Here is a 25527-nt window from a genome sequence, read left to right as displayed (position 1 = left end):
CCCGAGGACGAAAGGCGGCGGGGAGCCGGGCTCAGAACCACTGTCCCGGCTCGATGAGCCCCAGATCCAGCAGTTGCCGCGAATGCCACTCGAAGCGCGCTGAGTTGTGCCAGCGAAAGCTGTCGATATCGTCGCTGGAACCGGGGTTGCGCTTCAGCGCCTTGGCGGTGCGGAACGAGGCCAGTGCCGCGGTGATGTTGTTGTGCCACGGGCAGGCGTAGGTGTTGTATTCCTCGTCCGAGAACGTGTGGTCCTCACGCAGCAGCAAGCCGGGTTTGGCGCGGAACAGGGCAATACGGTCGATCTTGCGCCGCTGCGCCGGGACGTGTTCCTCGTAGCGCCAGCGCAGCCCGCCGAAGAAATCCAGCTGCCGCTCTTTGGGGTGGCCGCTGCGCAGCCCATCGCTGCGGGCGAGAGCATAATAGCCGGAGCGGTCGAGCCACGCATCATCCAGCGACACCGCGTCCGGCGCCTCGTCGAGATCGCCTGCGTAAAGGTCCACCACATGCGTGAGCATGGCATCGCGGCGCTCTTCGCTGTGAAACGCCAGCAACTCGCCGATGCTGCGGGTCTCGCAGAACGGGTAGAACAGGAACTCGGCATTGTAGCAGTAGTGCATCCAGCGGCCCGGCGCGGCCGCGATGACCCGGCTGATAGCGCGCTGCACCGCGCCGGGAGAGTGGGTGTCAAAGCTGATGCGCGCGCAGCGCTCGGCGACATCCGGGGCGAGCACCAGATGCGGCGGCATGAACAGCAGCACCGGCGCGAAGCCTAGCTGCACCAGATGCCGGGCGGTGGTGTCGATCTCTGCCTGATCCTCGCAGAACACCATGCCGAGCGGACGCTTGCCCGACCCAGTCACGCCGCGTTTCAGCGCCTCGTTCAACCCGCTATAGTGCATCCGCTCTTCGCCCGGCGTTTTTCGCGACAGTCAGGGAAAAGCCGATGCATTGCAAGTCGGGGCCTGTTTGCGGTATGCGCACGCCTTGAACCGCGGAACCGGAGTCGCCCCATGTCCCAGTCCAAGACGTCCCACACGAAGACCTCGGAGCCCAAGAAGCTCTTTATCAAGACTTACGGCTGTCAGATGAACGTCTATGACAGCGAGCGCATGGTCGAGGCGCTTGGCGGTCAGGGCTATGTGGAAACGCAGAGCCCCGACGACGCGGATATGATCCTGCTCAACACCTGCCACATCCGTGAAAAGGCGGCCGAGAAGGTCTATTCCGAGCTGGGCCGCTACAAGGGGCTGAAGGCCGAGAAGCCAGACCTGAAGATCGGCGTGGCGGGCTGCGTGGCGCAGGCCGAGGGTGAAGAGATCATTCGCCGCCAGCCGATGGTCGATCTGGTGGTCGGCCCGCAGAGCTATCACCGGCTGCCCGAACTGGAAGCCAAGGCCGGGGCGGGGGTTAAGGCGCTGGACACAGACTTCCCCGAGGAGGACAAGTTCGAGAAGCTCAAGCAGCGCCCGAAGGCAAAGCGCGGGCCTTCGGCGTTCCTCACCGTGCAGGAAGGCTGCGACAAATTCTGCGCCTTTTGCGTGGTGCCCTACACCCGCGGTGCCGAGGTCTCGCGCCCGGCAGAGCGGGTGATGGCCGAGGCGCGGGATCTGGTCGAGCGCGGCGTGCGCGAGATCACCCTGCTGGGGCAGAACGTCAACGCCTACCACGGGCACGACAAGGGGCTGGCCGGGATCATCCGCGATCTGGCGAAGATCGATGGGCTCGAGCGCATCCGCTTCACCACCTCGCACCCCAACGACATGGACGACGCGCTGATCGCCGCCCATGGTGAGGTCGAAAAGCTCATGCCCTACCTGCACCTGCCGGTGCAGGCCGGGTCGGACAAGATCCTCAAGCGGATGAACCGCCAGCACACCGCCGAGAGCTACCTCAAGCTCATCGAGCGCCTGCGCGCTGCGCGCCCCGACCTGCACATGTCGGGCGATTTCATCGTCGGCTTCCCCGAGGAAACCGAGGCGGACTTTCAGGCCACGCTCGATTTGGTCGAGGCGGTGCAATACGGCTCGGCCTTCTCGTTCAAATACTCCGAACGTCCCGGCACGCCGGCGGCAGAGCGCTCGCAGGTGCCCGAGGACGAAAAGGACGATCGTCTGCAGCGGCTGCAGGCGCTGCTCACCCGCCAGCAGCGGGCGCTTCAGGATGCGATGGTGGGCCGCGAGGTTGGCGTGCTGTTTGAAAAGCCCGGCCGCCAGCCGGGGCAGATGGGCGGCAAGTCCGATTATCTGCACGCGGTGCACGTGATGGCAGAGGGTCTGCAGCCGGGCGATCTGCGCCGGGTCCGCATCGTCGACTCCGGGCCGAATTCGCTGAAGGGCGAGCTGGTCTGAGCCTGACGCCGAGCTTCCGAAGATGCGCCGCGAAATGCGGCGCATTTTTGTCACAGCCCTGCGGGAACTTCCTCGACTGACCTCGGTTGCGCGACAATCCGGCCACGCCACGCCCGGTGGTCCCTGTGCGGACACAATATCTGGTGGTTTACCCTTCACAGGCGAGAATTTGCTGATACTCTCACGAACCGTAATAGGTTTGTGTGGGGGAGGCATGCGTGCTGGCTCCCGCTGGAATTGGTATCATATTGAAGGGGACAGAGGCTGTGGTGAAACGCTTTTCCAAGGCCCTCCGCGGCGTTCTGGGGGTGGCGGCCGTATCGGCGCTCGCCCTGACCGGGATCGCCGCCCCGGCGGCATCGGCCGCGGACGGCTACAACACTCCGGTGATCTCGACGCAGAACACCCGCACCATCCGCGGGCAGCAGTACATCCCGGGTATCTCGATCTCGCCCGACGGCTGCGAGATCTGGGTCATGGACGATGGCGCCGAAGGCTACGCGGTGTCGCGGGTGACGCGTGACGGTCGTCCGGTCTGTCACGACATCAACGTCTGCGGCACGCTCAAGGCGGATCAGTATTTTGCCACCGACAGCTACAAAATCTACCCGCAGAGCCGCTATCGCCTCGATGAGTTCTTCAGCGAATCCAACGCTTTCGGCTACATCATCGTGGGCCACACCGACGCCCGCGCCAGCCATGCCTACAATGACCGGCTGAGCCTCAACCGGGCCAACTCGGTGGCCGCTGTGGCCAGCGCAAACGGCGCGCGGGTGATCGACGTGCGTGGCTATGGCGAGAACTACCCGGTGGCGAGCAACCGCACCGTCGAAGGCATGGCGAAGAACCGCCGCGTCGAAATCCTGTGCGTGCGCTGAGGGGGGCTGGCAGATGACATTCGCGAAACTCGCCTGCGGGCTGCTTGCCGCCTCGATGCTCTCGGCCTGTGATGTGCCGATCGGCCCGGACAAGAGCCAAGACGTCAACCTCATCGACCGCAACGACCTGTCGCAGATCCGCTGGGGTGTCTGGGTGGACCCGGACGGCTGTGACAACTGGATCGCCGATGATGGTGTCGAGGGGTACCTCGCGCGGCGCCTCGACAAGTACGGCAAGCCGATCTGCTCGGGCGTTGCACCGCCGACGGTGGCCACGGGCGACTTCAAGCAAGGCGCAACATCGGTGATCGGAGACCCGCTCTGAGCGGCGCTTTGCCATCCCAATGCCAACGGCCGCGCGGTGCTTACCGCGCGGCCGTTTTTCTTCTGACCGCCGCTTTCCCTCTGCCACCCGCGCGAAGCTGCTTGACCTTCTCCCCCCGGGCTTGGCACCATGAAGACGCACTCAAGCGCAGGAGACATGCGTGAACACAGGCATTCTGACCGAAGCCATCCTGGAATTCCCGGACAATCGCCTCCTCATCGATCTGTGCGGCGAATATGACCGAAACCTCACCGACATCGAGACCCGCACCGGCGTGCAGATTCTGCGCCGTGGCAACCAGCTGGCGCTGCATGGCCCTGCCGAAGCGCAGGAGGCCGCGCGCGAGGTGCTCAATGCCCTTTACCAGCGCCTCGAACAGGGCCGCAGCGTTGGCCGTGGTGACATCGACCGCGAATTCCGCCTCGCGCCCGAAGAGGCCGAACCGGAAAGCCAGCTCGAGATGTTCTCGGGCGGCAAGGTCGAGATCAAGACCCGCAAGAAGCTGATCGAGCCGCGCACCGACGCGCAGAAGGCATACGTGCGCGCGCTGTTCGAGCATGAGCTGGCTTTCGGTATCGGCCCGGCGGGCACCGGCAAGACCTATCTTGCGGTCGCCGTCGGCGTGAACCTCTTCATCACCGGACAGGTCGACAAGATCATCCTCAGCCGTCCGGCGGTCGAGGCGGGCGAGAAGCTCGGCTATCTGCCCGGCGACATGAAGGACAAGGTCGATCCCTACATGCAGCCGCTCTACGACGCGCTGAACGATTTTCTGCCCGGCAAACAGCTGGCGAAGATGATGGAAGAAAAGACCATCGAGATCGCGCCGCTGGCCTTCATGCGTGGCCGCACGCTGGCCAACGCCTTCGTGGTGCTCGACGAAGCGCAGAACGCCACCTCGATGCAGATGAAGATGTTCCTCACCCGTCTCGGCGAGGGCAGCCGCATGGTGATCACCGGCGACCGCAGTCAGGTCGACCTGCCGCGCGGGGTGCAATCGGGTCTGCGCGATGCCGAGCGTCTGCTCAATCATATCCCCGACATCAGCTTCAACTATTTCACCGCCGCCGACGTGGTGCGCCACCCCCTTGTGGCGAAGATCATCGACGCCTACGACAAGGACGCGGAAAGCGGCGCCTGAACAGGTCCCACTCTTCGTCTAGAGCAAAATATCCCGGGGGTCCGGGGGCAGCGCCCCCGGCCTTCGAAAGGCGTTCGCATGACACAGCTGACCGACACCCTGATCGAAGACGACCGCTGGCAGACGGCCGGGCTGGAAAGCCTTGCCGAAACGGCGGCACGCGCAGCGCTCGAACATCTCGGGCTCTCCCCGGAGGGGTTCGAGATCGCGGTGTTGGCTTGCGACGACGCGCGCATTGCCGAACTGAACGCCGAATTTCGCGAGAAACCGACGCCGACCAATGTGCTGTCATGGCCGTCCGAAGAGCGCGGCGCAGCGGTTGAGGGACAAAGCCCCGAGCTGCCGGACGCTGAAGAGGGGCCCTTCGCCACCGAGCTTGGCGATCTGGCCATCGCCTTTGAGACCTGCACCCGCGAGGCCGAGGCGGCGGGCAAGCCGTTCGCCGACCATGTGACGCATCTGGTCGTTCACGGAACCTTGCATCTTCTGGGCTATGACCATCAGCGTGACGGCGATGCGACGCTGATGGAAAATATTGAGACGGAAATACTTGGCAAAATGGGTATCGCGGACCCATATTCCTCTGACCTCTAAGCGAAACAGGATCACAAGGACCGATGGGAGATACCGACGACTCGTCTAACGCAGCGCACTGCGCGCAGCAAAACGAGCAGATAGAGCGGCCTCAAGGCTTTTTTAAACGCATTTTCTCGAACCGCCCCAATGGGCTAGAGGAAGGCGAGGAGCCGGGGCAGGACCTCTTGGCCGCGCATGAGCGGCCGACACATGGCATGATGAACCTGCGGCGCATGCGCGTCGAGGACGTGGTGATTCCCAAGGCGGAAATCGTTGCCGTGCCCGACACCCTCACCCAAGACGAGCTTGTTGCGGTGTTCCGCGACAGTGGCATGACCCGCCTGCCGGTCTATTCCGGCACGCTCGACACGCCTGTGGGCATGGTGCACCTCAAGGATTTTGCGCTGCTGCACGGCTTCAACGGCAACGACGAAGACTTCGACATGAAGAAGATGCTGCGCCCGCTGCTATTCGTGCCGCCTTCGATGCCGCTGGGTGTGCTGCTGACCAAGATGCAGACCGAGCGCCGCCATATGGCCCTTGTGATCGACGAATATGGCGGGGTCGACGGGCTGGTGACCATCGAGGACCTGATCGAACAGGTGATCGGCGAGATCGAGGACGAGCACGACACCGAAGAAGGACGCAACTTCTTCCGCGAAAAGGCCGGAAGCTGGCTGGCGCTGGCCAAGACCCCGCTGCAGGAGTTCGAGGCGGAAACCGGGCTGGCGCTCACCGATCGCGAAGAGATCGACGAGGAAGAGATCGACACGCTGGGCGGGCTTGTCTTCATGCTCGCGGGCCATGTGCCGGCGCGCGGCGAGGTGATCCCGCACCCCGACGGGATCGATTTCGAAGTGGTCGACGCCGACCCGCGCCGCATCAAGCGGCTGCGGGTGCGCCCGCCGCTGCCGGAGGGAACTGTCGCGACGCCAACCCCGGCGCTGCTGCCGCCGGCCAAGCCCGAGACGGCGATCCAAGTGAACGGTAGCGAGGCAGGGGCGGGGCGTGGCTGACACAAGGTCGCGTGCCCCCGCACACACCGACCCTCAGGGCCGCCGCGATCCGGCGGCCCTTGTACTGCGCGTATTGACCGGGCGGGCGCGGCTGATCCCGGCGCTGCTCTGCGGGGTCATGATGGCTCTTGGGCAGGCCCCGTGGGACTTGTGGTATCTGGCGCTGGCTGGGCTGGTTCTGTCGATGGCGCTTTTTGCCCTGCAGCGCACGCCGCGCGCCGCCTTACTGGTCGGCTGGGCCACCGGGACCGGCTACTTCGGTCTGGGGCTGAACTGGCTGACCGAACCGTTTCAGGTCGATGCCGCCGTCACGGCTTGGATGGCGCCCTTCGCGCTGGTGCTGATGGCTGCCGGGCTGGCACTGTTCTGGGCGGTGGCGTTCTGGGCGGCGGCGCAGGCCCCGCGCCGGGCTTTGTTCGCGCTGGTGGTCACTTGGTCGCTGGCGGAACTGGCCCGCGGCTTTCTCTTCACCGGCTTTCCATGGGCGCTGGTGGGATACCTCTGGGAGCCGACCTCGGCCATACAGTGGGTCGCGCTGACCGGCTCGTATGGGCTGACCCTTGTGACGCTGGCGCTTGCGGCGCTTGCAGCGCGCGGGTCTTGGCCCTCCGCCGGTGCCTCTGCGGGTCTGCTGGCGCTGCTGCTTGTCGGCGGCGCGCAACTGATGCCGCCTTTGCAGGACCTTTCGGGGCGACCGGTGGTGCGGCTGGTGCAGCCCAACGCGGCGCAGAGCCAGAAGTGGAACCGCGACTACATCCCGCTCTTCTTCGAGCGTCAGGTGGATTACACGGCGGCCCCGGCGCAGGACGGCTTGCCGCGACCGGACCTCATCGTCTGGCCCGAAACCGCCGTGCCGACGCTGCTGGGCAACGCCGACGACGCGCTGCGGATCATCACCGATGCGGCGCTGCCGGCGCAGGTGGTGCTAGGCATCCAGCGCAGCGAAGGGCTCGACTATTACAACTCGCTCGCGCTGGTCTCTCAGGGCCCGCAGGTCGAGGCGGTCTACGACAAGCATCATCTCGTGCCGTTCGGGGAATACATGCCCTTCAAATGGCTGTTCCGGCGGATCAATATCAGCGGCCTCGCCGCCCGCGCCGAAGGCGGCTATGCCGCGGGTCCGGGGCCGGAGCTGCTCGATCTGGGCGGCGGTATCGGCCACGCGCTGCCGCTGATCTGCTACGAGGCGGTGTTCCCGCAGGATCTGCGCGCCGCGGCGCGCCCCGAGCTATTGTTGCAGATCACCAATGACGCGTGGTTCGGCAACTTCTCGGGGCCCTATCAGCATCTCGCGCAGGCCCGTATCCGCACGATTGAACAGGGGCTGCCGATGCTGCGCGCGGCCAACACCGGGGTCTCGGCGGTGATCGACGGGGCAGGGCGTGTGCTTGATGCGCTGCCGCTGAACGAGGCGGGGTTTCTGGACACCCGCCTGCCACCGCCGCTGCGCGTCACACCCTATAGTCGCACGGGCGATCTGCCGCTTCTTGCGCTGCTCGCCGCGCTTGTGCTTCTCGCCTTCTGGCCACGGGCTCGCAATTTGGATTGACGCCGCTATCTCAGGCGCGTAGCGAGAGGCATTCATATCCCTGTCACAACGGCTTCCTGGCGTGACAGCTGGTACCTAATGGAGCGCTTATGTCCCGACAGAACTATATCTTCACTTCGGAATCCGTCTCCGAAGGGCACCCCGACAAGGTGTGCGACCGGATTTCCGATGCGGTGCTTGACGCGCTGCTGGCAGAGGACCCGCTGGCGCGCGTCGCCTGCGAAACCTTCGCCACCACCAACCGCGTGGTGATCGGCGGCGAGATCGGTCTGACCGATCAGGAAAAGCTGCACAATTACATGGCGCATATTCCTGACATCGTGCGCGCCTGCATCAAGGATATCGGCTACGAGCAGGACAAGTTCCACCACGAGACCGTCAAGATCACCAACCTGCTGCACGAGCAGTCGGCGCATATCGCGCAGGGCGTGACCGGCGGCGGCGACCGTGACGAGGGGGCGGGCGATCAGGGCATCATGTTCGGCTATGCCACGAACGAGACGCCGGAACTGATGCCGGCGCCGATCCTCTACTCGCACGCCATCCTCAAGCGGCTGGCCGAGGCACGCAAATCCGGCGCCGAACCGCTGCTTGGCCCGGATGCGAAGAGCCAGGTCACCGTGCGCTACAAGGATGGCAAGCCGGTGGGGGTGACGCAGATCGTTCTGTCGACCCAGCACACCGATGCCGGACAAAGCTCGGACGACATCCGCGCCATCGTCGAGCCCTACATCCGCCAGACCCTGCCCGAGGGGTGGATCACCCCCGAGACCGAATGGTGGGTCAACCCGACCGGCACCTTCGTGATCGGCGGGCCGGACGGCGACGCGGGCCTGACGGGCCGCAAGATCATCGTCGACACCTATGGCGGGGCGGCGCCTCACGGCGGCGGCGCCTTCTCGGGCAAGGACCCGAGCAAGGTCGACCGGTCTGCGGCTTACGCGGCGCGCTATCTGGCGAAGAACGTGGTCGCTGCGGGCCTTGCAGCGCGCTGCACGGTGCAGTTGTCCTACGCCATTGGCGTGGCCAAGCCGCTGTCGATCTATGTCGACACCCATGGCACCGGCGATCTTGCGGCCGAGGCGATCGAGCGCGCGATCCCCAAGGTCATGGACCTGACCCCGCGCGGCATCCGCACCCACCTCGAGCTCAACAAGCCGATCTACGAGCGCACGGCGGCCTATGGCCATTTCGGCCGCGCGCCGGACAGCGACGGCGGCTTCTCGTGGGAGCGTACCGATCTGGCTGAGGCGCTGAAAAGCGAGGTCTGAGGCCGGCACGATCGATCGAATTTGACGCGGGTCCGGGGCATGCCTCGGGCCCGCGTTGCGTCTGGGGGGGGGCGCGCTATGGCCAATGCCGCAGCGTCGGGCTACTGCGGGCCATGGATTTGTGGATCATCGTCACGCTCAGCGCCGCGTTTTTCCAGACCTTGCGCTTCATGCTGCACAAGGTGCTAAGCAATGGCGCGCTGACCGCCACAAGTTCGACCTTCGCCCGCTTTGCCTATGCCGCGCCGGGGGCGGTGCTGGTGGTTGGCAGCTATCTGGCCGCCAGCGGACAGGGCTGGCCGACGCTGAGCGGGCTGTTCTGGGCCTATGCGCTCTTCGGCGCGCTGGGGCAGATCCTCGCCACCGTCTGCGTGGTGGCCCTGTTCCGGCAGCGCAACTTCGCCGTGGGCATCACCTTCAAGAAGACCGAAGTGATCCAGACCGCGCTGCTGGGGCTTCTGGTTCTGGGCGAGCGTATCTCGGCGGCAGGCTGGGGCGCGATCCTGATCGGCCTTGTCGGCGTGCTGTTGCTGTCGGATACCCCCGGTCCGGGCGGGCTGCTGCGCCGCATGGGCAGCCGCGCGGTGGCGCTGGGGCTGGCGTCGGGACTGTTCTTCGCGGTCTCGGGAGTGGGCTACCGGGGCGCCTCGCTGGAGATCGCCTCGGACGACCCCTTGCTGCGGGCTGGGGTGACGCTGGTCTGCGTGGTGGTCTCGCAGACTCTTGGCATGGCCCTGTGGCTGCGGCTTTTCGAGCCGGGGCAGATCACCGCGGTCTGGGCGGCACGGGGCACCGCGCTCTGGCTTGGCCTCACCTCCATGGCGGGCAGCCTGTCGTGGTTCACCGCCTTCACCCTGCAGACCGCCGCCTATGTGCAGGCGCTGGGGCAGGTGGAACTGGTGTTCTCGCTGATGGCGTCGTCGCTGGTCTTCCGCGAGCGCATCACGCGGCGCGAACTGACCGGCATCGGGTTTCTGTGCCTGTCGGTGCTGATCCTCGCGCTGGTGCTCTAGCGGCAGTGTAACGCCCGGAACCGGGTTGCGCCCACCCCGGCAGGCTGACATTTTCCGCCCCAGAAAAGGAGCCCGCCCCATGTCCTTCACCCTTGCCACCTGGAACATCAATTCGGTCCGTCTGCGCGAGCCCATTGTCCTCAAGCTGCTGGCCGAGGAAGGGCCGGACGTTCTGTGCCTGCAGGAAACCAAAAGCCCGGTGGAGAAGATCCCGCTCGAGCAATTCGCGGCGCTCGGCTACAGCCACATCGTGGCACGCGGGCAGAAGGGCTACAACGGGGTGGCGATCCTCTCGAAGCTGCCAATCGTCGACGCCGGTAACCGCGATTTCGCCGCGCTCGGTCATGCCCGCCACGTGTCGGCGACGCTGGAGAACGGCGTGACCATCCAGAACTTCTACGTGCCCGCAGGCGGCGACGAGCCCGACCGCGAGAAGAACGAGAAATTCGGCCAGAAGCTCGACTACCTGACCGAGATGCGCGACTGGTTCCATGCCGAGGCGCCGAAGAAATCCATCCTCGTCGGGGACCTCAATATTGCCCCGCGCGAAGACGATGTCTGGAGCCACAAGAAACTGCTCAAGGTGGTGTCGCACACGCCCGTCGAGGTCGATCATCTGGCGCAGGTGCAGGACGCGGGCAAATGGGTCGACATCACCCGGCAAGACATCCCCGACGGGCAGCTTTATTCGTGGTGGTCCTACCGTGCCCGCGACTGGGACGCGGCGGACAAGGGCCGGCGGCTCGACCATGTCTGGGCGACGCCCGACATTGCCAGCGCCGGGCATGGCTCGCGCGTGCTGCGCGCCGCCCGCGGCTGGGAGAAACCGTCCGACCACGCGCCGGTCTTCGCCACCTTCGATCTGTGAGCGCCGGGCGCTGAGCCCTCCGGTCTGGCGGGCGCAAGGTCGGACACTTGCGGAACAATTCGTGATGCGCTCTGGTTGAGGGCGGGCCGGTTCGCGAACGCCGGCGCGCAACAGCGGAGAGCGGTGTATGGGCTCGAACAGCACGATCTTTGCCGTCGCCTTGGCGGTGGTAGTGCCGCTGGCGGTGGCCTTTGCCGTCTGGCGGGCGGTGTCGACCGCGCGCACGGCGCAGGGTGCGGCTGCTTGGGCGGTGTTCCTGCTGGCGGCGCCGTGGTTCGCCCTGCCGGCATATTTGTTTTTCGGTCAGCACAAGCTTCGTGGCTATCGCATCACCCGGCGCAGCAGCCGCCGGGTGCGCCGCGAACTGGATGCTTTCTGCGCCCATTACCCGCCCGACGGCAGCGATCCTTCACGCTATCACGCGTTCGAAAAGCTTGCGGCGATGCCGGTGGTGGGCGGCAATTCAGCCGATCTCTTGGTGAATGGCGCAGCCACCTTCGAGGCGGTCTTCGCCGCCATTGACCGCGCCGAACATTACCTGCTGGTGCAGTTCTACACGATTGCCGACGATGATCTTGGGGATGACCTTGCCGATCACATGATCGCCGCCGCGCATCGTGGCGTGGCGGTGCGGCTGATTTTCGACGGTGTCGGCAGCTACGGGCTGCCCGGAGGCTATCTTGCGCGGCTGCGCGAGGCCGGGGTGCAGGTGGTCGATCCCAAGAACGCGCCGGGGCCGACCTCGCGCTTTCAGATCAATTTCCGCAACCACCGCAAAACGGTGATCATCGACGGGCACGAGGGCTTCATCGGGGGGCACAACGTCAAGGACGACTACCTTGGCAAGAACCCGTCGTTCGGCCCGTGGCGGGACACTCATCTGCACCTGCGCGGACCGATGGTGGCGCAACTGCAATTGGTCTTTGCCGAGGACTGGCACTGGGCGACGCTGGACAGCATCGGAGAAACCCTCAACTGGCGCCCCGATCGGTCGCCCGAGGACATGTCGGGCCTCGTACTGCCCACCGGACCGGCCGACGATATGGATACCGGCGCGCTGTTTTTCATTTCTGCGCTGGCCGAGGCGCGCGAGCGGGTGTGGATCGCCTCGCCCTATTTCGTGCCCGATCAGGAGGTGCTCTCGGCGCTGATCAGCGCCGCGCTGCGTGGCTGCGACGTCAAGGTTCTGGTGCCCGACAGCATTGATCATTACCTGCCGTGGCTGGCCGCGCATGCGTATTTCGACGAAGTGCGCGCCGCCGGGGTCGAGGTGCTGCGCTACGAGGGCGGATTCGTGCACCAGAAGGTGGTGCTGGTGGATGATGATTTTGCCGCCGTGGGCTCGGCCAATCTCGATAACCGCTCGTTTCGGCTCAATTTTGAGACGATGGCCCTGCTTTTCGACCGTGGTTTCGCGCAGCGGGTGGCAAAGATGCTGGAGGCCGATTTCTCCAGCGCCTACATCATGGAAAAGCCATTGAGCGAACACCCGCGCTGGATTCGTCTGGCGGCGCCTTTCGCCCGGCTGCTGGCGCCCATCCTCTGAGGACTTTTCGCATGTCTGCCCCGTTGAAGATCGCCAGCTACAACATCCGCAAGGCCATGGGGATCGACCGCCGCCGTGATCCGGCGCGCATCTTGCAAGTGCTGGGGCAGATCGACGCCGACGTGGTGGTGCTGCAGGAAGCCGACCTGCGGCTTGGGCCGCGCCCTGCGGCGATCCCCCGGTTCCTGATCGCTCAGGAGACCGACTACGAGGTGGTGCCGCTGGCGCGCAACGAGGTCAGTCTTGGATGGCACGGCAATGCGATTTTCGTGCGGCGCGGGCTGCAGGTGACCGAGACCCGGCGCTTCGAACTTTCGGGGCTGGAGCCGCGCGGCGCGGTCATGGCGCGCGTCGAAGGGGTCAACGTGGTGGGGGCGCATCTGGGGCTGCTGCGCCGTTACCGGCTGCGCCAGATGACCGAGATCCGCGAGCATCTGGGGGTGAGGTGCGCCGAAGCCGCGATCCTTGGGGATTTCAACGAATGGTCGGACGTGCGCGGTTACGAGCCGTGGGAACGTGCCTTCACCCTCACGCTGCCGGGGCGCAGCTATCACGCCTCGCGACCCTTCGTCGCGCTTGATGGGGTGGCATATGGCAGCGCGCTGACGCTGCAGGCCGCGGGGGTCGAGCAGACGGGCGCGGCGCGGCGCGCTTCGGATCACTTGCCGATCTGGGCGGAACTCACCCGCCGCGCCTGAGTGGCGCGCGCGGGGCCGCCCTTGCATCATGCCCCCGCCTACGCCATGTAACACGCCAAGCAAACCGCCGCAGCGGAGGATTAAAGCATGCTGGAACTGGGCAAGACCGAGGCCCCCAAGGCCGACCTCATCAAAGACGTCAGCGAAGCCGACTTCATGGCCGAGGTGATCGACGCCTCGCAGGAAGTGCCGGTCATCGTTGATTTCTGGGCGCCTTGGTGCGGCCCGTGCAAGCAGCTTGGCCCGGCGCTCGAGGCGGCTGTCACCGAGGCCAAGGGCGCGGTGAAGATGGCCAAGGTCAACGTTGACGAGGCGCAGATGATCGCCGGTCAGCTGCGCATCCAGTCGATCCCCACCGTCTATGCCTTTTACAAGGGCCAGCCCGTCGACGGCTTTCAGGGCGCGCTGCCGCCGTCAGAACTGAAAAGCTTCATCGATCGCGTTGTGCAGGCTGCGGGCGGGGACACCTCGGGTGGGCTCGACGAGGCCATCGCCACCGCCGAGGAAATGCTCGAGCAAGGCGCTGCCACTGACGCGGCGCAGGTGTTTGCCGCAATCCTCGAAGAAGACCCGCAGAACGCCAAGGCCTTTGCCGGGATGGTATCGTGCCATCTGGCGCTTGATGACATCGATCAGGCCGAGGCCGTGCTCAACGGCGCGCCGGTCGAGATCTCCAAGGCGCCCGAACTGGAAGCCGCCCATGCCAAGATCGAGCTGGCCAAGCAGGCGAGCAACGCCGGCCCTGTTGCGGAGCTGACCGCCAAGGTCGAGGCCGACCCGGCGGACCTGCAGGCGCGCTTCGATCTGGCGCAGGCGCTCTACGCGCACGGCCAGACCGAAGAGGCGGTGACCCAGCTGCTCGAACTGTTCCGCCGCGACCGCGAGTGGAACGACGGGGCCGCCAAGGCGCAGCTCTTCACCATCTTCGAGGCGCTGAAGCCGAACGATCCGGTTGTTCTCAATGGCCGTCGTAAACTCAGCTCGATGATATTTGCCTGAGCGCCGCGGCGCTCTAGCTGGCAGGTCATGGTGAGACGAACCGATCTTCCGGGTGTCATCCCGGTTTTCCCGCTTCCCGGTGCCCTGCTGCTGCCGCGCTCGCGCCTGCCGCTGCACATCTTCGAGCCGCGTTATCTGGCGATGCTGGATGACGCGCTGAAGACTGACACGCGCCTCATAGGCATGGTACAGCCGCTGGGCCACGATCAAAGCGAAACGCCCGCCTTGCAGCGCATTGGCTGCGCCGGGCGGATCACGCAGTTCTCGGAAACCGAGGACGGGCGCTACATGATCACGCTCTCGGGCCTGTCGCGCTTCCGCATTCAGAAGGAGGTCGAGGGGTTCACCCCTTACCGCCGCTGCGAGGTCGACTGGAAAGGCTTCGAGCATGACCTTGACCCGCACGCGGACAGCGATGACACCTTTGACCGCCCGGCCTTCCTGCGCCTTCTGGACCGCTATTTCGACGCCCGCGGGCTGTCTGCGGACTGGGATACGCTGAAAGAGGCAGAAGACGAGTTGCTGATCAATTCGCTGTCGATGCTGCTCGATTTCGTTCCGGAGGAAAAGCAGGCGCTGCTCGAGGCGCCGCGGCTGGCGTCGCGGCGCGAGACGCTGGTGACGCTGATCGAATTTGCCCTGCGGGGCGGAGAAGAGGACCTGATGCAATGACCGAAGATCGCGCCGAAGAGATCATCGTCTTCGACCGCCGCATGCTCGAGGCGCTGGTGTGCCCGGTGACCCACGGCGTGCTGGAATATGATGCCGAGCGGCAGGAGCTGATCAGCAAGAACGCGGGGCTGGCCTTCCCGATCCGCGAGGGCATCCCGGTGATGCTGCTCGACGAGGCGCGGCGCATCGACGACTGAGCAGCCGCCCGGATGCGAGGGGCCAGCCCCTCGCGCTCCCCGGCGTATTTGCCAAGAGAAGAAGAGGCGCGGTCCGGGCGGGGCCGCGCCCTTTTCGTCAGATATCGAGCGCGAGGGACCGGGCAAGGATCGCCGGATCGACGTTGCCGCCAGAGACGGTGCAGATCACCGCATCGCCCTCGATATCGGCAGGGCGGAACAGCGCCGAGGCCAGCGCCACCGCGCCGCCCGGCTCGGCGACGATCTTGAGGTGGCGCACTGCGAGTTGCATCGCCTTCAACGCCTCGTCCTCGGTCACCGCGAGACCGGGGCCGCAGAGCCGCTGCATGATCGGAAAGGTGATGTTGCCGGGCTGCGGCGTGACAATCGCGTCGCAGATATTGCCGCCCATGGTCTCGTTGCGCTGGATCGCGCCTGCCGCCAGAGAGCGCTTCACATCGTCGAACCCCTCTGGTTCGGCGGGGCGTACGCGCAGGCCGGGGGCCTTGGCCTCCAGCGCCAGCGCGATGCCCGAGGTCAGACCACCGCCGCCGCAGCAAACGAGCACATCGGCCTTGGTCACACCTGCCTCGGCGGCCTGTTCGGCGATCTCCAGCCCGCAGGTGCCTTGCCCGGCGATCACTTCCGGCTCGTCGAAGGGTTTCACCAGCGTCAGGCCGCGCTCTGCGGCCAGCGTCGCGCCGAGCGCGTCGCGGTCTTCGGTCTCGCGATCGTAGGGCACCACCTCGGCGCCCAGCCCCTTGGTGCCCGCCACCTTCGCGGCGGGCGCGTCGGCGGGCATGATGATCACCGCAGGCACGCCGAAGCCGCGTGCCGCGGCTGCGATGCCCTGCGCGTGATTGCCCGAGGAAAAGGCGATGACGCCCTTGGCCCGGACCTCGGGATCGAGCGCCGAGAGCGCTGACCATGCGCCGCGGAACTTGAAGCTGCCGGTGTGCTGCAGGCACTCCGCCTTGACCAACACCCGGCGGCCGGCGATCTCGTCGAGAAACGGCGAAGAAAGCAGCGGTGTGCGGCGGGCGTGGCCCATAAGCCGCCCGGCGGCGGCCTCGATCCGGGTGATGTCCATCTGGCAGGGGTCCTTGCTGTGGTGATCCGTGGCGGACCCTGAGCCGGGCCGAGTGGCAAGTCAACGGGCAGGGCTTGCGCCGGGGCGGCGGCGCGGCCAGAAGGGCGCCATGATCGAACGGCGGCATGAACAGGGCGGCATACGCTCGCGGGCGCTCTACTCGCCCTGCGAGGCGTATCGCTATGGCCTCGAACGTATCTGGCAGGCGGGTCACCCGGAGGACCTGCTGCTGTGGATCATGCTCAACCCCTCGACCGCCGACGAGTTGCGCAACGATCCCACCATCGAACGGTGCCAGCGCCGCGCGCAGGCGCTTGGTTTCGGCGGCATGCGGATTGCCAATCTGTTTGGCTACCGCGCCACCAAGCCCGCCGACCTGCGCCGCGCCGCCGCGCCGGTCGGTCCTGAAAACGACGGCTTGTTGCTGCGCTGGCACGCCGAGGCCGGGCTGACGCTGGCGGGCTGGGGCGTGCATGGCGCGCATATGGGCCGCGGCGCCGAGATCGCCGCACGCCTGCCGGGCGACCTGCATGTGCTGGGGCTGACCAAGGACGGCCATCCGCGCCATCCGCTGTATGTGTCCTATAGCCAGCAGCCGCAGGTCTGGGCGCGCCAGCGTTAACCTTCGCCCCTGAATGGGTTTGGTTACCGCGCAGGGCGCGGCGCAGACTCCCGCCCTCGCGGCTAGTGGGAGTCTGGGATGCTGTTTCTGAGCGGTTTGATGGGTATGGCGCTGCTGGGATCTCTGGTGATCTTCGCGGCGCCGGACGGGGAGGGAGAGGAGGCCGATCTCGAAGAGGGCGATGCGCGCGAAGACGCATTGGACAGCCCTCTGCTCGATGACGTCGCCGCAAGTTTCGACACCGAGGCAAGCGCGCAGGAGGCGCCCGCCGGGGCACGGCAGGCTGGCCGGATCGATCCGGGGACAGACGCGGCGGAGAGGCTTGTCGGCACGCCGTTGACCGACCTTCTGAGCGGCGGGGGTGGGCAAGACCTCATCGACGGTCGGGCCGGTGACGACGAATTGCTTGGCGGCGAGCGGAACGACACGGTGCTGGGCGGCGCGGGCAATGACACGCTGCACGGCGATGCCGGGACGGACCTTCTGCGCGGCGGCACTGGCGAAGACCACCTGTTTGCCCACGGCGGCGGCGGCGCGCTGCTCGGCGGTGCAGGCAACGACGCCTTGCATGGCGGTCTCGGCGACGATCTTCTGATCGGCGGCGCGGGTCAGGATGCGCTGCACGGACGCGAGGGGGATGAATCGCTGTGGGGCGGGCCCGGTGTCGACACGCTGTTCGGCGGTGCAGGGGCGGATTTTCTGTCGGGTGCCGAGCCCGGCAGCACCGGCGCGGATCGTGACGAGACCGATTATCTCAACGGTGGCGGGGGCGATGATACGCTGTGCATCGGGCACGGAGACGTGGCAAGCGGCGGCACTGGCGCGGATCATCTCATTCTTGGCGAGTGGATTGCCGGGGGCGCGCCCGCGCACCTGATGGATTTCGATCCGGCCGCGGACCGGATGATCGTGGTCTATGACGAGGCCGCGGGGGCGGAGACGCCCGAGCTTGATCTGCGCGAGAGCGCCCAGATGGAGGGGATGAGCGATCTGTTCATGGATGGGGCTCTGCTGGCGCGCATGCCGACCGCGGACGCCCCGGCGCTCGATCAGATCGTGCTGCTCGGGGCCGACGAGGCGCTGGCGATCATAGCGGCCTGAGATCGGGGGGCGGGGCTGCGAGCGCCGCGGAGGCGGCCGGGATGTGGGTGGCGTGCGGCGCACTGGGAACTTGGGGCTTTCCTTTCGCGCTGAATCGCCCTATACGCGCGCATCCGGCCACGCGGGCCGGACCTCTCCACGGGCCCTGCTGGACGACATCCCGGCTTGCGCCATCCCTCTAACCCTAAAGGAGACCCCGATGTCGATCACCGTTGAAGAAAAGAACCGCCTGATGAAGGAATTCGCAACCAAAGAAGGCGACACCGGTTCGCCCGAAGTTCAGGTTGCCATCCTCACCAGCCGCATCTCGACCCTGACCGAGCACTTCAAGACCCACAAGAAGGACAACCACTCGCGTCGTGGCCTTCTGAAGCTCGTGGCTCAGCGCCGCAAGCTGCTGGACTACCTGAAGGGCAAGGAAGAAGCGCGTTACACCGCGCTGATCCAGCGCCTCGGCATCCGCCGCTGATCCGCTAAGGATACGGAATTTCAGACGCCCGCTCCGAAAGGAGCGGGCGTCTTTTTTATGGATTTCTTTACTCCAATTTGCATAGCTTCGATTGTTCGCGCGAAATATATTTCAGATGATTTGCGTGGCATCGAGCGAAGCGCATGGAGGGGGATGACATGCCGGATGATTATGCTTCCGATTTTACCAGCTCGGGGATCATTTCTGTCGGAGCAATCGCGACCGGAGTGATCGAGCAGGCCGGTGATGAGGATTGGTTCGCCGCAGACCTGGAGGCCGGGCGGCTTTACCGCATCACGTTGGACAGCCTCTACGCCGAGGGTATCACTGCATTGTCCGATCCTTTGTTTTCTGGGATCTACGATGCGACGAGCATGGACTTTCTGGGGTATTCGAATGATGACTCCGGAGGGGACCTCAATTCGAGAGTCACGTTCTCTCCCAGTCAGACCGGTACCTATTTCCTTTCTGCGCGTGGGTACGGTTCTCACATCGGCTCTTACGAGCTTGGCTTGGCCGAAGTTGACCTCAGTGACGATGTTCTGGCGACGCCCGAGACGCTTAGTGCGGTTGCGCCGAATGAACCGGTCTTTGGAACACTGGACTACGTCGGCGACAGGGATTGGTTCGCGGCAGAACTCGTGACTGACGAAACCTATCTGATTGAACTGGTCGGCACCGAGGGCGACAATGGGGTCATCCTGCAAGAGCCTTATTTTGAAGGTGTCTACGACGCAGATGGCACACTTGTTGTCGGCAGTCAGGGGGAGGTAGGCTACTATGGCCCATCGCGCAGTCTATTCGTTCCTGACGAAAGCGGGACTTTCTATCTGTCGGCGGCCTCCTATGCCGACTCTTACTCTTATTACGATGTCATCGGTGACTATGAGTTGAGGCTTACGCCTTACGACTTGTCGGGCGAGGTGGCGGGAGACCTGAGTACGACGGCAACGCTCGCAGTCGGTGAGACCCAGATCGGCAGTGTCGATTTTCTTGGAAGTGGCCTCTACAGGGACAGCGATTGGTTTGCGGTCGAGCTGGAAGCCGGGCATGCCTACCTGTTCGGCACCAGAGAATCCGAAGGAAGCGACCTTTACGGGGCAATGTCATATATTGCGGACATATTTGATGCCGAGGGTTTGCGGGTTCCCTATGAACGCATGGCCTCGAACTACGTCTACGCCGAAAATGGACATCGCACGGTTTTCTTGCCCGAGGCGAGTGGGACTTACTACATCGACGTCACGACAGATTATTATGATCAGTTCGGGAGCTATGAAATCTCTGCGGCTGAGTTGGCCGACCTTGGCCGTGAGATACCCGATCAGGTGTTGCTGTCTGGTGACGATTTCGGTTTTCATTTGACCGGAATGAACGGTCCCGATCTGCTCGTCGGAAGCGATGCGGACAATCGCTTGATCGGTGGCGCCGGGGCCGACGCGCTGCTGGGTCTTGGCGGCGATGACCTGTTGGCCACGGACACGCGCCTGAATGCCGACTGGAATCCGCGTGTCGAGGAATTGGTCTACCGCCTCTTCGAGTTTGCTCTGGATCGCGCGCCAAGCTTGCGTGAACTGCAGATGGGGGTGGAGCTTTCCTATAATTCGGTTTGGGATTTTGGATGGGCCGCGGATTTCGTTCTGAACAGCCCCGAATTCCTGGCCCGTTGGGGCGAGATGAGCGATGCGGCTCTGATCGATTTCTTCTATGAGCGACTGCGCGGTGAAGGACAGGATGACGATCCCGGACGTCAAATGTGGTTGGATCGCCTGACCGGCGGGAGCGATGGCTATTACTATTACGGCGAAAGCCGTGGAGAGATCGCGTCCCGCTTCATCCGAAGCGAGGAATACAGCCGGACGTCGACAGAATACGCAATTGCGGCACGGCTCGATCAGAGCGCGGCCTATTGGACGGATGAAGTCTTTTCCAGCTATCAGGCCGTGTTGGGCCGCGTGCCTGACATGACCGGCTTCGAGTCCTGGATGGCGAGAATGAACGCCGGGCTGGACCTGTCGGGGTTGGCGCAGCGCTTCTTGCGTTCAACCGAGTTTGAGGCTGCGAATGACGGCCTGTCCGACAGCGCGTTTGCAGAACTCGTCCTCGGCAATCTCGGGATGGCAACCGATGCGGCGACGCTGGAAGATGCCAGCGCACGACTGGAAGCAGGGCTGTCGCGTGCGGACTTCGTGGCCGTGCAGCTTCTGCTGTCTGATGACAACGGTCTGGTGGAATGGATGCGCGGGACGGGGCGCGACGACCTGCTTGATGGCGGTGCCGGAAACGACACCCTGTTCGGTGGCGAGGGGTCGGACAGCTTCGTATTTGGCCCCGACGGTGGCACCGACATGGTCGTCGATCTGGAGCCATGGGATGTCATCGACCTGTCCGGGTTCGGCTTTTCCGACGCCGCGGCGGCGCTGGATGCCTTCAGACAGGTGGACAGCACCGTGGTCTTCGAAGCGGAGGGCGCGCTGGTGCGGTTCCGCGAGACCGATCTTTCGATTGTTGACGAGGACATGCTCATCCTCTGACCGGCTCTGGCGTGTCGGCGGGCGCAGTGCCGCTCAGCGCGGCTCTGCGCTTATTGCTTCCCAAAAGGCGGATTCTCATGTATGCGCGCCCCATCTGAGACGTGACGCCTTTGGCTCCCGGGCACATGCAAGAGGATAGGGAGCGGTGGCAATGGGGCCACCATGCAAACGGGAGACCCGGAGGGCCGGGAGTGCTCCCTTACAGGATACGCTACATGTTCAACGTAACGACGAAATCCATGCAGTGGGGCGAGGAAACCCTCACCCTCGAGACCGGCAAGGTCGCCCGTCAGGCCGATGGCACCGTCATCGCCACGCTCGGCGAGACCTCGGTCATGGCCAACGTGACCTTCGCGAAGGAACCGAAGCCGGGTCAGGATTTCTTCCCGCTGACCGTTCACTACCAGGAAAAATACTACGCCGCGGGCAAGGTGCCCGGTGGCTTCTTCAAGCGCGAGGCGCGTCCGACCGAGAAAGAGACGCTGACCGCACGCCTGATCGACCGTCCGATCCGTCCGCTCTTCGTCCCCGGCTTCAAACATGAAGTGCTGGTGATGTGCACCGTGCTGTCGCACGATCTGGTCAACGACCCCGACGTTGTTGCGATGATCGCCGCCTCGGCTGCGCTGACCATCTCGGGCGTGCCCTTCATGGGTCCGATCGCCGGCTGCCGCGTCGGCTACACCGATGGCGAATACGTGCTGAACCCGACCGTCGACGACATGCAGGGGCTGCGCAACAACCCCGAGCAGCGTCTCGACCTCGTCGTCGCCGGCACCAAAGACGCCGTGATGATGGTGGAATCGGAAGCCTACGAGCTGACCGAAGACGAGATGCTGGGCGCCGTGACCTTCGCGCACGAGCAGATCCAGCCGGTCGTCGACCTGATCATCGATCTGGCTGAATCGTCGGCGAAAGAGCCCTTCGACTTCCAGCCGCCGGAATACACCGAGCTGTTCGAGGCGGTGAAAGGTCTCGGCGAAGCCAAGATGAAAGAGGCCTACGCGATCACCGACAAGCAGGAGCGCGTCGCTGCCGTCGCCGCTGCGAAAGAGGCGATCAAGGCTGAACTGAGCGAAGAGCAACTCGAAGACGCCAACCTCGGCTCGGCGATCAAGAAGCTCGAGTCGGTCGTGCTGCGCTCGGACGTGGTGAAGAACAAGCGCCGCATCGACGGCCGCGCGCTGGATCAGGTGCGCCCGATCGTGTCGGAAACCGGCATCCTGCCGCGCACCCACGGCTCGTCGCTGTTCACCCGTGGTGAAACGCAGGCGATGGTCGTGACCACGCTGGGTACCGGCGACGATGAGCAGATCATCGACGCGCTGCACGGCAACTTCCGCAGCAACTTCCTGCTGCACTACAACTTCCCGCCGTACTCGGTTGGTGAAGTGGGCCGCGTTGGCTCGCCGGGTCGTCGTGAGATCGGCCACGGCAAGCTGGCATGGCGCGCCCTGCAGGCGGTGCTGCCCGCCCCGACCGACTTCCCCTACACCATCCGCGTGGTGTCCGAGATCACCGAATCCAACGGCTCGTCCTCGATGGCTTCGGTCTGCGGCGGCTCGCTGTCGATGATGGATGCAGGCGTTCCGCTGAAGGCGCCGGTGGCCGGTGTGGCCATGGGCCTCGTGCTGGAAGACGACGGTGAGTATGCGGTTCTGACCGACATTCTCGGCGACGAAGACCACCTCGGCGACATGGACTTCAAGGTCGCAGGCACCGAAAACGGCATCACCTCGCTGCAGATGGACATCAAGGTCGCGGGCATTACCCCCGAGATCATGAAGCAGGCTCTGTCGCAGGCGAAAGACGGCCGGATGCACATCCTCGGCGAGATGGGTAAGGCGCTGACCGAAGCGAGCGAGTTCTCGGTCCACGCACCGCGCATCGAGACCATGCAGATCCCGACCGACAAGATCCGTGAAGTGATCGGCTCGGGCGGCAAGGTGATCCGCGAGATCGTCGAAGTGTCGGGCGCCAAGGTCGACATCAACGACGATGGCATCATCAAGATCGCTTCGGCCAACGGCGAAGCCATCCAGAAGGCCTACGACATGATCTATTCGATCGTGGCGGAGCCGGAAGAGGGCGCGATCTACAAGGGCAAGGTCGTGAAGATCGTCGACTTCGGCGCCTTCGTGAACTTCTTCGGCAAGCGCGACGGCCTCGTGCACGTCAGCCAGATCGAGAACCGTCGCCTGAACCACCCGTCGGACGTGCTGAAGGAAGGCCAGGAAGTCTTCGTGAAGCTTCTCGGCTTCGACGATCGCGGCAAGGTGCGTCTCGCCATGAAGATGGTCGATCAGGACACCGGCGAGGAAATCTCGGCGGAGAAAAAGGAAGAGACCGCGGAGTGATCCGCGGCCTCGGCCATCCCTAGAAACGCGAACGCCCCGGCCTTTCGGTCGGGGCGTTTTGCATTGTGGTATATTGGTTTTGGCGGTTGCGCGGGTCGGACGCGGCTCAGTGCAGCAGGGCAGGGACCCGGGCGTGGGTTGGGTCGAGCACCAGCGACGAGGTGCGGGTGCCGGCCCAGAACCCCTCGAGGAAACGCGCGGGGTCGGCCTTTTGCCGCATCTCCTCGGTCATCGCCAGCAGGCCGGTCACCTGATCTTGGGACCAGCTCAGCAACATGCCCGGCGCCGAGACCGCCGAGATCGGCGCATCCATCAGCGCCACCGGCGGCTCATCCCGGTGGAAGGCCTCGACCGGGCACTCCAGCGAAGAGGTCCGGGTCTCGTCCCAGAGCGTCACCTCGTCGAGGCGCAGCGCTTCGAAATAGGGCACGAGCATGGGCTCGACGACCAGCGGAAGCCAGTCCTCTTCGGGCTTGTAGAGCCCTTCGGTGCGGCAGTGCCGGGCGATGCGCGAGATCAGCGTGACATCGGCCTCGGGCGGTTCGGCGCCGATCACCCACAGCCAGACCATATGCGCGAAGTGCTCGAAGTCGCTGACGCCGAGCGCCTGCGCCACCATGTCCCAACGCACCGGCTGGCCGGTGGTCTTGATGATCTCGTCGAACGCGTCGGGCGCCTGATTGGGCTGACCGTCGCCAAGGCTCTCGATCAGGGCCTCAAGCTCTTGCGGCGTGGTCGCCTCGCTGCGCAGCGGCCCCCATGCGGCGGTGTCGGGGGCGAAGCCGGGAACGCTGAAGAACGGGTTGAGCGTTACGAAGACATGGTCGTAGTCGCGCATCCACCAGTCCAGCAGCGGCGCGTTCACGTTCGGGTGTTCAAGGCGTCGGGGCGTGTCGGTCAAGCTCAGTCCTTTCCGGCAGGGGCGCCGGGCTTCTACCATCTGTTGCGGCTACGGCAAGCAGTGCGAAAGACACCGATGCAGAAAGTCGGGAATCTGCTGCCACGTTTCCGATTTGTTAACGATTTTCCGCGCAGACCGGAAGGGCAAGCCATACGGCAGTCGCTCGGGGTAGGAGCGGCATGGGTTTGTGGGCGCTTCGGCTCGCGGAGGGGATGCCGCAGCCGGAGCGCCGGTCGCGGACTCCGCTGCCCGTTGTGGCTGCGGGCAGCCTTAAGGCATATGGCTCGCAGCTTTGGCTGCGCGCCTCCAACAGCCGTTAACTGGGCATACTGTCTGTTTGGTATACTGAAGGTTACAGGTGGCGCGGTGCATCGCAGGGGCGCGCTGCGGAAAAAAAGGCCGGGCACAAAGCCCGGCCAGGTCCAACAGGGAGGTGCATGTGATAACCCGCACATGCAACGGGAACTCTGTGTTTTCGCGGGAGGCCTTTCAGCCTCCTATCCGAAAGGTTAGGTCAGCGTAGCACCAAGTCCACTGTCAACCAATGGGCGAGTGCGCTGGCGACGGCGGAAAACCGCGTGGTCGTGACATTTCCGCCGATTTGTCAAGCAACCAGTCGGTATCCCCCGGATTCTGTGACCAAAATGCGGGCGTTCGAGGGGTCGGGCTCGATCTTCTGGCGCAGGCGGTAAATGTGGGTCTCCAGCGTGTGGGTGGTCACACCCGCGTTGTAGCCCCAGACCTCGTGCAGCAACACCTCGCGCGGCACCACGCCTTCGGTCGAGCGGTAGAGGAACTTGAGAATGTTCGTCTCTTTCTCGGTGAGGCGGATCTTGCGGTCGTCCTCGGTCACCAGCAGCTTCATCGAGGGTTTGAACGTGTAAGGTCCAACGGTGAAGACCGCGTCCTCGGATTGCTCGTGCTGGCGCAACTGCGCCCGGATGCGGGCCAGCAGCACCGGGAACTTGAAGGGCTTGGTCACGTAGTCGTTCGCGCCCGCGTCGAGGCCGAGGATGGTGTCGGCATCGGTGTCGTGGCCGGTGAGCATGAGGATCGGCGATTTGACCCCCTGCTTGCGCATCAGCTTGCACAGCTCGCGCCCGTCGGTGTCGGGCAGGCCGACGTCGAGGATCAGCAGATCGTAGACCTGCTCTTTCGCGCGGGCCATGGCGGCGGCGCCGGTCTCGGCCTCGAATACCTCGAAATCCTCGGTCATGACCAGTTGCTCGGCCAGCGCCTCGCGCAGGTCGTCATCGTCGTCTACCAGAAGGATATTCTTGATCTGGGCCATCTGCCTCTCCGTCATCGTGTTGCTGGATCACATGTAACCGCACGGCGGTACAGACAAGTTTTGCTGCAGGAATTTCACGCTCTC

At 64.8% G+C, this 25527-nt stretch carries 24 protein-coding genes and 1 riboswitch; of the genes, 20 read left to right on the top strand and 4 right to left on the bottom strand.

The window, feature by feature from the left end; translation table 11 throughout:
- Positions 1–31: 31 nt before the first annotated feature.
- Positions 32–901, bottom strand: a complete 870-nt coding sequence (locus ACXAJT_RS04465; protein ID WP_475233299.1) for a hypothetical protein — start codon at positions 899–901, stop codon at positions 32–34.
- A 111-nt stretch (positions 902–1012) separates the two neighbouring features.
- On the opposite strand from ACXAJT_RS04465, the gene miaB reads away from it, so the two are divergent.
- From miaB to ACXAJT_RS04390, 15 genes are all read left to right on the top strand, one after another.
- Entirely contained in the window at positions 1013–2350 is a 1338-nt protein-coding gene (gene miaB, locus ACXAJT_RS04460; protein WP_475233298.1) for a tRNA (N6-isopentenyl adenosine(37)-C2)-methylthiotransferase MiaB, read from the top strand.
- A 266-nt stretch (positions 2351–2616) separates the two neighbouring features.
- Complete coding sequence (locus ACXAJT_RS04455; protein WP_475233297.1) at positions 2617–3228, top strand: OmpA family protein; 612 nt, start codon at positions 2617–2619, stop codon at positions 3226–3228.
- 13 nt (positions 3229–3241) lie between these two features.
- Positions 3242–3553 (top strand): hypothetical protein, encoded by a 312-nt coding sequence (locus ACXAJT_RS04450; RefSeq protein WP_475233296.1) that lies wholly within the window; start codon positions 3242–3244, stop codon positions 3551–3553.
- Between the two features lie 160 nt (positions 3554–3713).
- Positions 3714–4694, top strand: coding sequence for a PhoH family protein (locus ACXAJT_RS04445; protein WP_475233295.1), 981 nt, complete (start codon positions 3714–3716; stop codon positions 4692–4694).
- A gap of 78 nt (positions 4695–4772) precedes the next feature.
- Positions 4773–5288 carry an rRNA maturation RNase YbeY gene (gene ybeY / locus ACXAJT_RS04440; protein WP_475233294.1) on the top strand — a complete coding sequence of 172 codons (516 nt, stop codon included), beginning with the start codon at positions 4773–4775 and terminating at the stop codon, positions 5286–5288.
- A 23-nt stretch (positions 5289–5311) separates the two neighbouring features.
- Complete coding sequence (locus ACXAJT_RS04435; RefSeq protein ID WP_475233293.1) at positions 5312–6286, top strand: hemolysin family protein; 975 nt, start codon at positions 5312–5314, stop codon at positions 6284–6286.
- A gap of 118 nt (positions 6287–6404) precedes the next feature.
- Positions 6405–7835, top strand: a complete 1431-nt coding sequence (gene lnt, locus ACXAJT_RS04430; protein WP_475233580.1) for an apolipoprotein N-acyltransferase — start codon at positions 6405–6407, stop codon at positions 7833–7835.
- 37 nt (positions 7836–7872) lie between these two features.
- A riboswitch (SAM-SAH riboswitch) is annotated at positions 7873–7921 on the top strand.
- Between the two features lie 3 nt (positions 7922–7924).
- Entirely contained in the window at positions 7925–9106 is a 1182-nt protein-coding gene (gene metK / locus ACXAJT_RS04425; protein ID WP_475233292.1) for a methionine adenosyltransferase, read from the top strand.
- A gap of 113 nt (positions 9107–9219) precedes the next feature.
- Positions 9220–10119: an EamA family transporter gene (locus ACXAJT_RS04420; protein WP_475233291.1), complete on the top strand. Its 900-nt coding sequence runs from the start codon at positions 9220–9222 to the stop codon at positions 10117–10119.
- 79 nt (positions 10120–10198) lie between these two features.
- The gene (locus tag ACXAJT_RS04415) at positions 10199–10987 is read left to right on the top strand and encodes an exodeoxyribonuclease III (RefSeq protein WP_475233290.1); all 789 of its coding nucleotides are present in this window, start codon (positions 10199–10201) and stop codon (positions 10985–10987) included.
- Positions 10988–11114: 127 nt separating this feature from the next.
- Positions 11115–12533, top strand: a complete 1419-nt coding sequence (gene cls, locus ACXAJT_RS04410; RefSeq protein WP_475233289.1) for a cardiolipin synthase — start codon at positions 11115–11117, stop codon at positions 12531–12533.
- Positions 12534–12544: 11 nt separating this feature from the next.
- On the top strand, positions 12545–13231 hold the full coding sequence (locus ACXAJT_RS04405; RefSeq protein ID WP_475233288.1) for an endonuclease/exonuclease/phosphatase family protein: 687 nt from the start codon (positions 12545–12547) through the stop codon (positions 13229–13231).
- 87 nt (positions 13232–13318) lie between these two features.
- The gene (trxA, locus tag ACXAJT_RS04400; RefSeq protein ID WP_475233287.1) at positions 13319–14230 is read left to right on the top strand and encodes a thioredoxin; all 912 of its coding nucleotides are present in this window, start codon (positions 13319–13321) and stop codon (positions 14228–14230) included.
- Between the two features lie 27 nt (positions 14231–14257).
- The gene (locus tag ACXAJT_RS04395) at positions 14258–14902 is read left to right on the top strand and encodes an LON peptidase substrate-binding domain-containing protein (RefSeq protein ID WP_475233285.1); all 645 of its coding nucleotides are present in this window, start codon (positions 14258–14260) and stop codon (positions 14900–14902) included.
- Positions 14899–15099 carry a Trm112 family protein gene (locus ACXAJT_RS04390; RefSeq protein ID WP_475233284.1) on the top strand — a complete coding sequence of 67 codons (201 nt, stop codon included), beginning with the start codon at positions 14899–14901 and terminating at the stop codon, positions 15097–15099. Before ACXAJT_RS04395 ends, ACXAJT_RS04390 begins: the two co-directional genes overlap by 4 nt.
- Positions 15100–15196: 97 nt before the next feature.
- Here ACXAJT_RS04390 and ACXAJT_RS04385 read toward each other — a convergent pair whose 3' ends face one another.
- Positions 15197–16168, bottom strand: coding sequence for a threonine ammonia-lyase (locus ACXAJT_RS04385; protein WP_475233283.1), 972 nt, complete (start codon positions 16166–16168; stop codon positions 15197–15199).
- A gap of 109 nt (positions 16169–16277) precedes the next feature.
- Here ACXAJT_RS04385 and ACXAJT_RS04380 point away from each other — a divergent pair, with 109 nt between their 5' ends.
- From ACXAJT_RS04380 to pnp, 5 genes are all read left to right on the top strand, one after another.
- Positions 16278–16790: a DUF1643 domain-containing protein gene (locus ACXAJT_RS04380; RefSeq protein ID WP_475233282.1), complete on the top strand. Its 513-nt coding sequence runs from the start codon at positions 16278–16280 to the stop codon at positions 16788–16790.
- Positions 16791–16868: 78 nt separating this feature from the next.
- Positions 16869–17891 (top strand): calcium-binding protein, encoded by a 1023-nt coding sequence (locus tag ACXAJT_RS04375; protein ID WP_475233281.1) that lies wholly within the window; start codon positions 16869–16871, stop codon positions 17889–17891.
- 199 nt (positions 17892–18090) lie between these two features.
- Positions 18091–18360, top strand: coding sequence for a 30S ribosomal protein S15 (rpsO, locus tag ACXAJT_RS04370; RefSeq protein WP_066101975.1), 270 nt, complete (start codon positions 18091–18093; stop codon positions 18358–18360).
- A 158-nt stretch (positions 18361–18518) separates the two neighbouring features.
- Positions 18519–20894 carry a DUF4214 domain-containing protein gene (locus ACXAJT_RS04365; RefSeq protein ID WP_475233280.1) on the top strand — a complete coding sequence of 792 codons (2376 nt, stop codon included), beginning with the start codon at positions 18519–18521 and terminating at the stop codon, positions 20892–20894.
- Between the two features lie 215 nt (positions 20895–21109).
- Positions 21110–23251 carry a polyribonucleotide nucleotidyltransferase gene (pnp, locus tag ACXAJT_RS04360; RefSeq protein ID WP_475233279.1) on the top strand — a complete coding sequence of 714 codons (2142 nt, stop codon included), beginning with the start codon at positions 21110–21112 and terminating at the stop codon, positions 23249–23251.
- Positions 23252–23357: 106 nt separating this feature from the next.
- On the opposite strand, the gene ACXAJT_RS04355 is transcribed toward pnp, so the two are convergent.
- Positions 23358–24152 carry a hypothetical protein gene (locus ACXAJT_RS04355; RefSeq protein ID WP_475233278.1) on the bottom strand — a complete coding sequence of 265 codons (795 nt, stop codon included), beginning with the start codon at positions 24150–24152 and terminating at the stop codon, positions 23358–23360.
- A gap of 604 nt (positions 24153–24756) precedes the next feature.
- Positions 24757–25443: a response regulator transcription factor gene (locus tag ACXAJT_RS04350; RefSeq protein WP_475233277.1), complete on the bottom strand. Its 687-nt coding sequence runs from the start codon at positions 25441–25443 to the stop codon at positions 24757–24759.
- Positions 25444–25527: the final 84 nt, after the last annotated feature.

The sequence above is a fragment of the Salipiger sp. ABF4_146 genome, assembly GCF_056161345.1.
This window is presented reverse-complemented; position numbering and strand designations above follow the sequence as displayed.